General features: G+C 73.1%; 10 protein-coding genes. 7 read left to right on the top strand and 3 right to left on the bottom strand.

The features are described from left to right. Positions 1-19: 19 nt before the first annotated feature. The 3 genes from C8N24_RS14260 to C8N24_RS14250 all read right to left on the bottom strand — a co-directional run bounded on the left by C8N24_RS14260 (position 20) and on the right by C8N24_RS14250 (position 3,008). Positions 20-1,201, bottom strand: coding sequence for a phenylacetate--CoA ligase family protein (locus C8N24_RS14260; protein WP_121250783.1), 1,182 nt, complete (start codon positions 1,199-1,201; stop codon positions 20-22). Between the two features lie 153 nt (positions 1,202-1,354). After that, entirely contained in the window at positions 1,355-1,762 is a 408-nt protein-coding gene (locus tag C8N24_RS14255; RefSeq protein WP_121250782.1) for a hypothetical protein, read from the bottom strand. Between the two features lie 85 nt (positions 1,763-1,847). Continuing rightward, positions 1,848-3,008, bottom strand: coding sequence for an FAD-binding oxidoreductase (locus C8N24_RS14250; RefSeq protein ID WP_121250781.1), 1,161 nt, complete (start codon positions 3,006-3,008; stop codon positions 1,848-1,850). 277 nt (positions 3,009-3,285) lie between these two features. Between C8N24_RS14250 and C8N24_RS14245 the strand changes: the two genes are divergently transcribed. The 7 genes from C8N24_RS14245 to C8N24_RS14210 all read left to right on the top strand — a co-directional run bounded on the left by C8N24_RS14245 (position 3,286) and on the right by C8N24_RS14210 (position 12,521). Next, the gene (locus tag C8N24_RS14245) at positions 3,286-3,954 is read left to right on the top strand and encodes a hypothetical protein (protein WP_121250780.1); all 669 of its coding nucleotides are present in this window, start codon (positions 3,286-3,288) and stop codon (positions 3,952-3,954) included. 34 nt (positions 3,955-3,988) lie between these two features. Continuing rightward, positions 3,989-4,822 carry a hypothetical protein gene (locus C8N24_RS14235; RefSeq protein ID WP_170179086.1) on the top strand — a complete coding sequence of 278 codons (834 nt, stop codon included), beginning with the start codon at positions 3,989-3,991 and terminating at the stop codon, positions 4,820-4,822. A 221-nt stretch (positions 4,823-5,043) separates the two neighbouring features. Beyond that, positions 5,044-8,256, top strand: coding sequence for a hypothetical protein (locus tag C8N24_RS14230; protein ID WP_121250777.1), 3,213 nt, complete (start codon positions 5,044-5,046; stop codon positions 8,254-8,256). 93 nt (positions 8,257-8,349) lie between these two features. Further along, positions 8,350-10,881: a helix-turn-helix transcriptional regulator gene (locus C8N24_RS14225; RefSeq protein ID WP_121250776.1), complete on the top strand. Its 2,532-nt coding sequence runs from the start codon at positions 8,350-8,352 to the stop codon at positions 10,879-10,881. A 170-nt stretch (positions 10,882-11,051) separates the two neighbouring features. Beyond that, on the top strand, positions 11,052-11,804 hold the full coding sequence (locus tag C8N24_RS14220) for a DsbA family protein (RefSeq protein ID WP_121250775.1): 753 nt from the start codon (positions 11,052-11,054) through the stop codon (positions 11,802-11,804). Then, a complete protein-coding gene (locus tag C8N24_RS14215; RefSeq protein ID WP_121250774.1) occupies positions 11,801-12,202 on the top strand; it encodes a vitamin K epoxide reductase family protein in 402 nt (133 codons plus the stop codon). Before C8N24_RS14220 ends, C8N24_RS14215 begins: the two co-directional genes overlap by 4 nt. 67 nt (positions 12,203-12,269) lie before the next feature. Next, a complete protein-coding gene (locus C8N24_RS14210; protein ID WP_121250773.1) occupies positions 12,270-12,521 on the top strand; it encodes a P-loop NTPase family protein in 252 nt (83 codons plus the stop codon). The last annotated feature ends 53 nt before the right edge of the window (positions 12,522-12,574 follow it).

Below are 12,574 nucleotides of genomic sequence, written 5' to 3'. Positions count from 1 at the left end.
TGGTGGGGTTGGGGAGGAACTACGCGTGGACGACGCGGACGGCCTTGCCGGGCGAGCGGGGGAGCGAGCCCGGGGGTGCGACGAAGACGACCGGGTCCAGGCCGAGCTGCTTGCGCAGCGCCGCCGCGATGCGGTCGGCGAGCGCCGAGGGGTCGACGGAGCGGTCGACGGGCTCGCAGCGCAGCTCGAGCTGCGAGGGACCGACGACGATCTGGTAGGTCAGCCCGGCGCCGGGCTCCGCGAGCAGGACCTCCTCGATCTGCGAGGGGAACAGCCCGCCGAGCGAGTCGGCGCGGCGGCCGAGCAACGAGTGCAGGCGAGCCGTCACCCGGCCGCACGCGCACGGTTGCGTCGTGAGCGAGGTGAGGTCGCCCGTCCGGTAGCGGATCAGGGGCATCGCCTCGCGCGTGAGCGTCGTGATGACGAGCTCGCCGAGCGCGTCGTCGCCGAGCGGCTCGAGCGTCGCCGGATCGACGACCTCGACGAGGAAGTGGTCCTCGTTGACGTGCATGCCGCAACCGAGGTGGCACTCGCTCGCCACGCCCGGCCCGATGACCTCGCTCAGCCCGTAGGTGTTGAGCGCTTTGAGGCCGAGCGCCGCTTCGAGCCGCCGGCCCAGCCTCGGCGTCCACATCTCGCCGCCGAACAGGCCGATCTCCAGCGCACTGTCGCCGAGCACGTCGGCGAGCTGGGCGGCGAACGACGGCGAGCAGCAGAGCACCTGCGCGCCCAGGTCGCGGATGAGCGCGGCCTGCACCTCGAGCGGCGCGCCCGCGGCGGGCACGACCGTCGCGCCCAGGCGCTCGGCGCCCTGCTGGAAGCCGAAGCCGCCGGTCGTGAGCCCGTAGGGATAGGCGTTGTGCACGATCGTCCCGGGACGCACACCGGCGGCTTCGAGGCTGCGGGCCATCAGGTCGGCCCAGATCTCGAGGTCTCGGTAGGTGTGGCCGACGATCGTCGGCCGGCCGCTCGTCCCGCTGGAGGAGTGCAGCCGCGCGAGCTCGTCGGTGGGCACGGTCATCATCCCGAGCGGGTACTGGGCGCGCAGGTCGTCCTTCGTGGTGAAGGGGACCCGGCGCAGGTCGGCGAGCGTCTCGACGGGGACGGCGACTTCACGCCGGGCGAGCGCCGTGCGCAGCCGCCGCAGCTGCAGCTCGTGCAGAGCCGAGCGCAGCGGGGCTTCGATGGTGGTCGTTGGCATAGGGCAACGATCGACGCTGCGGCGCCCCCGTTCGTCAGTAACGCGCTACTGCATTCGCCACCGACGCAGCTACGTAGAACGACGAGAGGCCCCGCCGGGGCGGGGCCTCTCCGTGACTTCATGGCGCCGGCGCGTGCGCGAGCGGGTGGGTGCTCAGCCGGCCGTGGGCGGGAGGTACGGAGCCGTGAACGTCACGGTCACCCCGGTCGGGACGTCGGCGCCCTGCAGCTTGCAGGTGAAGTGCGCCGTGCTGGCGTTCATGCTGCCGTCGAGCACCGGGGTGCAGCGGAAGCCCTGGCTCATGTACGGCATCTCGTAGCCGTTGTCGATGCCCTCGCGCACCATCGACTGGATCGTCGAGCGGCTCCAGAAGCGACGCACGCTGTTCTCCGGGTTCGTGACCTTGACGTTGGCGGTGACCGTGTCCTGGCCGTTGGCGAGGGTGCCGGGCTTGACCGACACGTGGTACGTGTGGCTCTGGATCGGCGGGGTGGCGGCGTTGGCCGTGGCGGGGATGGCGAGCGCGGCGAGCGCGGCGACGATGGCGGTCTTGCGGAACATGGAGGAGCTCCTTCGCGGGGGCTTGGAGGGGAGAGGGGAGCAGCCGCCGTGCGGTGCTCCGGGACTGAGGTTGCGGTGACGAGCGCTAGGCGGCGGTCAGTGCCGCCCCGACCCGCTCGTCGAACGTCGGCAGGGTCTCGCGCGCGTGCGCCCACGGGACCAGTGCGGGCCGGACGGCGTCCAACGCGGCCGTCCCCGGGCTTGCTGAGGCGAACACGAGCCCGGCTGCGTCCACGCCGCCGATCGCGCCGGGCTGCTCGCGCAGAGCCCCGCCGAGGTGGCGCAGCTCGAGCATGCCGACCGTCGGCCCGGCCAGGGCGACGAACGCCTCGGCGGGCGGGATCTCGCGCACCAGCAGGCTCTGGCTCGCGGCCGGCATCGGGGCCTCGGGGTCGCCCGCGATCGTCCCCAGCGTGCACGCCGGGACGATCGCCGCTGTGTCGGCCAGGCGCGGCGCGACGGCCCGCAGCGGAGCGACGAGCGCGTCACCGTCCGCGCCTTGGTAGGCGAGCGTGATCTGCACCAGCGCCCGCCCGTCCGGCAGGTGCAGGAGCCGCAGCGAGGACGTGACCGTGTCGGGCACGGTGGCGATCCAGGCGCGGTACGCCTCGAACACGTCCATGGCCTGCGTGAACGGCCACAGCAGCGTCCCGGCGTACAGCTCGCGCAGTGCGATCAGCTCGAGCTCGATCGCGGTCACGACGACCCCGTCCGGGCCGCCGCCGCGCATCGCCCGGAACCGCTCCGGACGCTGCTCGGCATCGACCCGCTGGCGCTCGCCGTCATCGGTCACGACGTCGAAGGCCCGTACGCGGGAGGAGCCGAAGCCATGGCTGCGCGCGAGCCATCCGAGGCCGCCGCCGAGCAGGTAGCCGGTCACGCCCACGCCGGCGGCGAACCCGTGCGGCGCGGCGAGGCCGTGCGGAGCGGCGGCCGCGATCACGTCGCGCCACACCGCGCCCGCTCCGACGCGCGCGAGCCGGGTCGGCGGATCGACGCTGACGGCGTCCATCCGAGCCGTGCGCAGGAGCAGCGCGTCGCTGAGGTCCGGCAGCGCGGCGACACCGTGGCCCGTGCCCTGGGGCACGACCCGCAGACCGGCCGCGCGGGCGACGCGGAACGCCTCCGCCACGTCGGCTTCGGACTCGGCCTCGGCGATCAGCGCGGGGCGCTGGTCGGCGCTCCGGTTCCACGCCTGCCGGGCCTGGTCGTAGCCGGGGTCGGTGGGTGTGATCAGCGCGGGCATCGCACCGGCTTCAGGGGGAGGACGAAGGCGCCGCTACAGGCCAAGAGCGGCGGCGGCGGGGCGGTGACGGCTCTGGTGCGCATCGGGGCTCCTTGGGGAGGAAGGATCAGGTCGACATGGAGCATCGACGCGTTCCGGGCGCGGATCTTCAGTAGCTCGGTACTGCACTCGCGGTCGCCCGTACTGCGTGGCGGCGACCGGCCGGAGCGGACCAGCCGCCGGGCGAACGCTGCAACCGCGACGACGAGCTCGATCCTGCGTACGTGACGCGAGCGAGATGCGTAGTCGCGTACTGAAGACCGGTCGGCCGATCGCCGCGATCGTGGTGACCATGTTCCGCACCAGCCTCCTCCTCGCCACGGCCCGCGTCGCCGCGATCGCCGCGTTCACCTCGATGGTCGTGCTGGCGCCGCGCGCGCTGGCCGCCCCCGTCGCCTCCCCGCCGGCCCCGACGTTCCAGGTGCTGCACAACGACCACATCGGAGCGGTCGGCGTGCCCGCCGGCGCCTACACGCTGACGCCGTTCGGTGGCCTCACCAGCACGCAGGCGACGCAGCGCTTCAGCCGCTTCCTGCAGGACTACGACGGCGTGCTGCCCGCTCCCTGGACGCTCGATCCGGCGACCATGACGTTCTCCGCCGGCACGCTCGGATTCACGATCGCGCCGGCCGCGCCCGGCACCCCCGCCTCGGCGACCACGCCCGGCCGCCGCTGCCCCGGCGTCTTCCAGGTCGAGCACGACGACCGCATCGCGGGCATCGCCTTCCCGGCCGGGGCGTACCAGTTCACCAGCCTGCGCAGCACCTGCTCGACGAACATGAGCTCGTTCCGCCGCCTGCTCGCCCGTCCGGGCAGCACGCTGCCCGCCCCGTGGTCCCTGAACGCGCAGACCGGCACCTTCTCGACGGCCGCCGGTGCCCGCTTCCAGGTCAAGCCGGCCGCCTGACCTCCCCTCTGCCAACCACCACCAGGAGATCGTCATGTCCTCCTTCCGTCGCGTCGCGACGGCCGCCACCGCGCTGGCCTTCGCCGGCGCCCTGACCGCTCCCGCGGCGCATGCCGCCACCACCCCGGGCGGCGACCTCTACCTCGCGACCGCCGGCGCGGGCGCGCTGACGCCCACCGGCCACGACACCTACCGCCTCACGCTGCGCGATCCCGCCGCGGAGCTGACCGCGTTCACCGACCGTCCGGCACGTACCTCGTCCAGCGTGCCGCTGCGGCGCTTCGTCTCCGGGTGGGACGAAGCGGGCTTCGCGGCGGACCCGCCGAACGCGGCGCTCACCATCGACGGCGCCCCGGCGCGACACGACACGATGATCGTCGAGCTGACCCACCCGCAGCTCACGCGCTCAGGCGCGCTGACCCTGCGGGCGCGGCGCGTGCCCGGACCGGCTTCGGGCTCGCTGGCCGCCTTCTCGCGCCGTGCCGACCCCAGGCTGCCGCTGACGTTCGGCAAGGCCGAGCTGTTCATCGACTCCGGCGCGGCCGCCGTGCAGCCGGTCAGGATCAGCGTCGACGTGCCGGCGTACAAGAACGTCGACGTCAACTTCGACCCCTCCGACATGACGCTCACCGGCGGCCCGCTCGTCTGGACCACGAACGCGGCCGGCGGCCTGACCGTCAGCGCCAACGGCATCGGCGTGAGCGCTCCGGCGGCCATGCAGGGGGTGCTGACGGGCTACACGCCGGCCGGCGCGGACTCGATCTCGGGGACGGCCACCATCCCGGACGGCGCCACCGTGACGGCCACCGTGGGCAACGGCCGCCCGATCCCGATCACCAACGGGGCCTTCAGCATCCCGCTCGACTGACCCGCAGGGCCCGCTGCCGCCCAGCGGCCGACCACGATCCTCCCCCCTCAGCGCCCGGCCGAAGTGCCGGGCGCTCTGGCGTTCCAGGACCGCTACGTAATCGCCGTACTCACACCTCAGTACGGGCCGGGACAAGAGCAGTGGCGGCGTACCTACAGCCGCCTCCTCCGGCGGGTGGAGCATGACTGACGTTGCACTCCTCCCCAGTCGAAAGGCACCAGATGCTCAAGGCTTCCCTGGCCCTCGCGGCCATGGCCTCACTCGTCGGCGCCGGCACCGCGCAGGCCGCCGCCGCCCCTACCAACTCGCTCACCGCGAGCTTCGCGACGCCGAGCAACGCCGCGCTGATCCAGACCAACACCGTGCCCGTCCGGATCAGCGTCGGCCCCGGCGTCACCCGCGTGCAGGTGTTCAACGGCACGCAGGACATCTCCAAGCGCTTCACCAAGCGCGGCAACGCCTTCGTGGCCAACCTGCCGCGCTCGCTGTTCAAGCCCGGCCAGAACACGCTGCTGATGCAGGCGCGAGGCCGTGGCGGCAAGGGCGGCGCCGCGTCGCGGATCGCGTTCATCATCCCGAAGGGGAAGGCCTCGCGGCTGCGGGTGCGCACCGGAGCCGGCGCGTCCGTCTCCGTCCGCTCCAAGACCCCCACCTACGCGCGGCTGTCGGTCAACGGCCGCACGGTCAGCGATCTGCGCGCGAACCGTCCGCTCGACGCCCGCCAGTGGGTCGTCTCCGCTCGCGACGGGCTGAAGGTGGGCCCGAACCAGTTCGTCGCCGAGACGTGGGACAGCAAGGGCAACTACGCCGTCAAGCGGTGGACCTTCAACCGCAGCGCCGCGCGCCCCCTCGCCGACGCGGGGCCGGGCGAGCAGGCCATCGTGCCCAAGCAGTGGATGACCCTGGACGCCAGCTCCTCCAAGGCGACGCAGAAGGGCGCCAAGCTCGGCTACGCATGGCGGATCGTCAAGCAGCCCGCCGGCTCCAAGCCGGTGCTGCGCAACGCCAACGCGGTCAAGCCGCAGTTCAAGGCCGACAAGCCGGGCGTGTACAAGCTCGCGCTGCGCGCCACGCAGGCCAAGCCCGGTCAGGCGTCGGCGGCCGCCGCCAACACCGCCGGCCAGGACACCATCACGCTCGACGCGGCCCCGACGGTCGGTGCGTCCGGGCTGTACGTCGGCACGGACCTGGAGGGCTACCCGGGCCAGCAGGGTCCGCCCGAGAACAAGCTCTACATCGAGGGTCAGCCCTACGCCGGCGACACCAACTTCACCGACAGCACCACCGACACGTTCGTCCAGCTGGACGAGACCACGCTCGCCCCGATCGCCAACGGCACCGACCAGAACATCACACCGACGCCCGGGACGATCACGATCGGCGCCTGGTTCAACCACGGCGTCCGCTACTCGTCCGACAACTTCGGGTCGGCGATCTGGATCGGCAACCAGCAGGTCGCCTACAACGCGTCCCCGAACGCACCCTCCGGCAGCCTGACCATCGGCAACCCGTTCACGAACCTGCACGGCTGGATCAAGCCCGCGTCGAGCGACAGCGCCGACGACGCGACCTGGGTGGGCAGCGACATGTTGCAGGTCAAGACGCGCGAGGGCACCGACACGCCGACCACCAACACGATGCAGGTCGGCGCCAACACCTTCCCCGTCACCCTGCCCGACGGCATGACGGGCGGCTACCAGCTGGTCGTGCTCGACAACGACGGCAACGTCCAGTCGAGCCAGGTCTACGGCGTCAACGCCTCGGACCAGACGTCGCTGGACGACCAGGGCCCGGGCCACCTCGCGTACGACATGGAGCACGCGGCCCAGAACACCACGTTCCTCCTGCAGGGCTTCGGGCAGCTGCCGCCCATCCCGGTGACCTCCTACATCGCCCAGACGCTGCAGAACTTCGGCGGCCGCGCGGACGTGGTCAGCCGCTTCAACGGCAAGGCGGACCCGACCGGCGGCGTGTACTCGCTGATCACCGCCCAGTCGCCGACCGCCAACAACAAGTGGAGCGCCTGGGCGGCCGCCGAGGCCAGCTTCGAGCGCACCGGCACGACCGGCACGCAGACCGCGCTGCTCGTGCGCGACGCCAACGCGAACGACTACATCCCGTTCAACGCCGACTCCGCCACCCCCGACCCCAACGGCCAGAACCGCTACGGCCTGATGCCGCTCATCTACGGCGCCCCGTCGAGCTGGGCGAACTGGGTCCGGAACCCCGACGGCACGCTGCGCGCCGGCACGGCGGGCGAGAACGCCGCGCTGGCGGCGATCGCCGCCGAGGCCACCGCGCAGGGCTGGGTCCCGACCGTCCCGACCTGCCCGGACGCGCCCGACGTCATCCGCGGCGACTACTGCAACACCAACACCACCTCGGTCCAGAACCTCAAGGACGACGTCAACGCGATCACGCCCGCCGCCGGCCCGGGATACACCGCCGCGGACATGACGACCGCCAAGACCACGCTCTTCGCCGAGCTCACCGACGTCCTCAACGTCCGCTCCTCGATCATCCAGTTCCAGAACCTGTTCGGCACCACCAAGGTCAACGGCATCGTCGACGCCGCGACGATCGGCGACGCGATCAACAAGGCGCTCGGCGGCACCGCGGACGACGCGACGCCCTCGAACCTGCCCGCCTACCTCAGCGCGATGACCGACATGGCGTCCGTGCTCCCCGAGATCGGCGCGCCGATGACGTTCCTCTCCGGCGCCTTCTCGCTCCTCGGCACCACCGAGCCCGGCTGGAACCCGCAGCCGCTGATGGACAACGTGACGGTCACCCGGGACACCGCCGCAGCGACGCTCAACTCCGCGCTGCAGCAGGCGTCGACCGACCTGAGCTACTACGGCGACCTGATCGACGCCGATCCGGTCAAGCTCCAGCAGGGCGCGCGCTTCTTCCTCAACCACACCCCGGACACGACGAACAGCCAGTCGACGTTCGTCCGCGGCGCCTCCTACGCCACCGCCCAGTGGCTGTGGGGCACGATGCTCGGGACGGCCTACAGCGCCTATTCCGCCGACCCGTCCATCGGCACCAACCCGTATTGCTCCGCCAACATGGGCGCCGCCGGCCACCCGTTCAGCAACCTCACCGGCGGCGGCCAGTGGCCCAGCAGCGGCACCGACGGCACCACCACCCCGGCGAACTGGCTGCTCGGCATGGACAACGGCAGTGGCGAGGGCTGGGCGACGCGTGACGGCATGACCGACAACCTCAAGCAGATCGGGATGCCGCCCACGCTCACCAACCCGGTGTTCGGGCTGCCGGTCTCCACCACGACGGACCCGTCGGCGACCACCAACGCCGGCGCGATGATGCCCTACTTCGCGCTCGACTACCTGCGGATCAAGTCACTGCCGCTCGCGCCGCAGAACCAGTGGCACGCGAGCCCGGCGCCACGGGGCTGCCAGCCCTACTAGGCGCAACGCGCGACACCCGGTCACACACGAGGCCCCGCCCCACGGCGGGGCCTCACGCGTCCCCGGCCGCCGCGTCCGGTTACATCTACGGACATGGCACCGCTCGTCGGCCGCGCGTCCGAGCTGCAGGAGGCCGCCGCCGCGCTGCGCGCCGGGAGCGTGGTGGTGATCGCGCCCGCGGGCGAGGGCAAGTCGCGGCTGGCGCGCGAGGCGCTCGCGGCCGAGGCGGCGGGAGGCGCGTTCACGGCCTGGGTGCAGGCGACCCGCAGCGCCGCGGCCATCCCGCTCGCCGCGTTCGTCGGCCTCCTGCCCGAGGACGCGCGCGTGGACGACGTGCACAGCGGCAGCCTCGACGCGCTGCGCAAGCAGGCGGACGGGCGCCGGATCGTGCTGGCCGTCGACGACGCGCCGCGGTTGGATCCCGTCTCCGCCGCGCTCGTCCTGCACCTCGCCGAGCGCGAGGTGTGCGTCCTGGCCACCGTCCGCTCCGGGGAGGCGCTGCCTGACGCCATCGCGGCGGTCGCCGAGAGCGCGCACCGGATCGAGCTGGGCCCGCTCGACCCGGTGGCGGTGGACGCGTTCGTGGAAGGCCTGCTCGGCGGCCCGGCCGACGAGATGGCGCGCCACTGGGTGCGCGAGACCAGCGGGGGCAACGCGCTCTACGTGGAGGAGCTGGTCAGTGGCGCGGTCGAGTCGGGCGCGCTCTCGGCGGCGCACGGCCTCTGGCGGCTGACCGGCAAGCCGAGTGTGAGCACCTCGCTGCGGGAGCTCCTCACCACCCGCCTGGAGGACCTCGACTCAGCCCAGCGCGCCCCGCTGGAGCTGCTGTCGCTGTGCGAGCCGCTCGCCCACGCGGAGCTGACGGCGCTCACCTCGCCTTCGGCGCTGCGGGACGTCGAGCAGCGTGGCCTCGTCGCCCTGGAGCCGGACGGCGCGGCGCGGCTCGGGCATCCGCTGTTCGGGGAGGTGGTCGCCGGAACGCTGCCGGTGCTGCGCGGACGCCGGCTGCGCGTCCAGCTCGCTGACGCCCTCGAACGCCGCTCGCCGCGTGCGCCGGGCGACACGCTGCGCGTCGCGCGCCTGCGGCTCGACGCCGGCGCCGAGCTGCCCGACGTGCTGCGCCTCGACGCGGCCGAGGCGGCCAACGGGGCCGGCGATCCGGACCTGGCCGCCGAGCTGGTCGCGCCCGTGGCCGGCCTGCGGGCGGCCATGGCGCTCGCTCGCGCGCACATCCTGCGCAACGGCAACGCGGAGGCGGAGGCCGTCCTGGCCCGCGCCGAGCCGCTCGCCCCGGGCGAGCCGCTCGCGTTCCCCTACGTCCAGCAGCGAGCCTGGAACCTGACCTGGAAGCTGCGCCGCCTCGAGGACGCGGTCGCCCTGCTGGACCGCGCACTCACCTGGTCGCCGGACCCCGCGTGGACGGGTCGCGTAGCGCTGGCCCGGCGCATGGAGACCGCGATCAATGAGGGCTACTCCGTCGTGGCCGAGCTCGAGCCGGCGCTCGCCGACCCGACGCTGCCGGACGGCGAGCGCTTCAACCTGGAAGCGTTCGCCGCGATGTCGGCGCTGTTCGCCGGTGACGGGGAGACCGCCGCCGCGATCGCGCTCCGGACGTGCGCGTCGCTCGACCCGGACAGCCCGCTCGGCGTGGCCGCGTTCGCGGTCGCGGGCCAGATCGAGCAGGAGACGGGCGAGGGCGCGGCCGACATGCGCGCGCAGGCGGTGACGGTCCTGCGCGCCAGGGTCCGACGCGGCGACCACGACGGCGCCGCGCTCGCCGCGACCGCGTTGGGCTACCGGGAGCTGATGCGCGGGCGCTACCGCGACGCCGCGCTGCACCTGGCGGAAGCCGAGACGCACGCGGCGCGGCACGATCACGCCGGCGTGCTGCTGTACGTCCGCGCCTACCAGGTCGGCGTGGCCTCGGCGCTGGGCGACTTCGAGGGCGCGCAGACGGCGATGGCCGGCGTGGACGCGGCGCTGGGCGGGGGTGCGCCGCTCGCCCGTGAGCTGCCCCAGGTGCTGCGCGCACGGGGCTGGGCCGCGCGGCTGCGCAGCGACGCCGAGGCGGGCGACGTGTTCGTGGCCGGCGCCGCGCAGATCGAGCAACTCCCGGTGCACAGCGCCCACCTCCTCTACGAAGCGTTGCGCTGCGGTGTCGACGTGGCGGCGGAGCTGCGCGCGGCGACCGCGCGTAGCCGCAGCCGGCTCGTGGCGGCATTCGCCGCACACGCCGCCGCCCGAGCCCACGGCGACGGCCCGGGCCTGCTCGCCGTCGCCGAGCAGCTGGCGGGCATGGAGCGGGTGTGCTTCGCCATGGAAGCCGCGACCGAGGCCGCGGCGCGCTTCCTCGACGAGGCACGCCACGACTCCGCCCGCCGCGCGGCCGCGCGCGCCGCCGAGCTCCACCAGCCCGACCAGGGCACCGAGCCGCCCGTGATCGACGGCCTGGACGCGCCGGCGGTCGCGCTCACGCCGCGCGAGCAGCAGATCGTCCAGCTCGTCCGCCGCGGGCTGTCGAACCCCCAGATCGCGGAGCGGCTCGCGATCTCCGTCCGCACGGTCGAGAACCTCGTCTACCGGGCGATGATCAAGTCCGGTGTCAGCGACCGCCGCCGGCTGTGACGGCGGTCGACCATCTCGCGCAGCGGGGCAATGGACATCTGCGGCTCCGTTTCGTGGCTTGACGGCCACCTTCGTGCCCGGCGGTCGGCGCGCAGTACGTAGTGCGCCGGCGCACGACCAGTAGCCGTGTACTGACGACGCCGGCGCCCCGCGGCGCGAGGGTTCCCTCCATGCCCAGCACGAACAAGAGCGAACGCGAGCAGCGCCGTGCCCATCGTCAGGCGCTTGAAGCCGCGCGAGCCGCCAAGTCCGCCCGTCGTCGCCGCCTGAGCGTCCTCGGCGCAGCCCTCGTCGCCGCCGCCGCGGTGGTGGCCATCGCCACGCTGGTCTCTGCCGGGCCCAGCCGCAGCGCCACGCCGACCGCACACCTCACCCGCAGCACCGTCGTCGACGGCGTACCCGAGACGCACGGCGTCCTCGGCAACCCCAAGGCACCGGTCACCGTCACCGAGTACGTCGACCTCCAGTGCCCGATCTGCGCCGAAGCCTCCACCACGATGCTGCCGACGCTCGTCAACGACTACGTCAAGACCGGCAAGGTCAAGCTCCAACTGCGCACACTGCACTTCATCGGCCCGGACTCCGTGCGTGCGGCCCGCGTCGCCGCCGGCGCACGGCAGCAGAGCAAGCTGTGGCGCTTCGTCGAGACCTTCTACGCCAACCAGGGCACCGAGAACTCCGGCTACGCCACCGACGGCTTCCTCAAGAGCGTCGCCACCACCGCGGGAGTGAACGCGGACGCCGCGCTCGCCTACGCGAAGTCGGACGCCGCCGCGCGGGCCATCGTGACCGCCGACCGCGACGCGAAGGCCGTCGGCGCCAACGCGACGCCGACGTTCACGATCACGAAGGGCAACGGCAAGCCGCACGTCCTGCTGGTCGGCGCGGGCGACATCCACGCCGCGCTGGAGAAGGCGCTGTGACCCGCCTCGCGACGTTCGCCGTCGCCGTCGCCGGCCTGGCGATCGCGAGCTATCTGACGATCGTGCACTACGCGGGCGCCGAGCCCGTCTGCGCGATCGCCCACGGCTGCGCGACGGTCCAGAAGTCGAGCTACGCGGAGCTCATCGGCGTCCCGGTCGCGCTGCTCGGCCTCCTCGGCTACGCCGCGATTCTCGGCTCGCTGTTCCGGGACACCGAGACCACGCGCTCGATCACCGCGCTGCTGGCGCTGTGCGGACTCGCGTTCTCCGCCTGGCTGACCTACGCCGAGGTGTTCGAGCTGAACGCCATCTGCGTCTGGTGCGTCGGCTCGGCCGTCTGCATGAGCCTGCTCGCGGCGCTCGCCACGACTCGACTCTTGCGGGCACCGACGCCGTGAACGGACGTGCAGACACCCGCTCCGCCTGCCGATCTCGTGGACATGAGCTGGGCGTGGCGTTCTTCAGGTGCATCTTCGTCGCCGGACTTGTCCTCCGCAGGCGATCGAGTACGTTGGCGCGGCGATCGGGCGGCGGGCGCAGCTCGAGGAGATCGACGCCGCGCTGCGTGATCGCAGCGTGGTGGTGGAGGCCGCCGCGGGGATCGGCAAGTCGTGTCTCGTGCGCGAGGTGGTGGCTGCCCAGGAAGCCGGCGGCGCGCTGACGGACTGGGTGCAGGCGACGCGCAGCGCCGCGACCATCCCGCTCGCGCGGTGGTGAAGCTCGTTCCCGAAGCGTTGCGCTTGGGGGACTGGCAACGGGTGCGGCACGAC

Source organism: Solirubrobacter pauli (assembly GCF_003633755.1).
GTDB lineage: Bacteria > Actinomycetota > Thermoleophilia > Solirubrobacterales > Solirubrobacteraceae > Solirubrobacter > Solirubrobacter pauli.
Note: the sequence above shows the minus strand (reverse complement) of the source record. Positions and strands in the feature narration are given on the sequence as shown.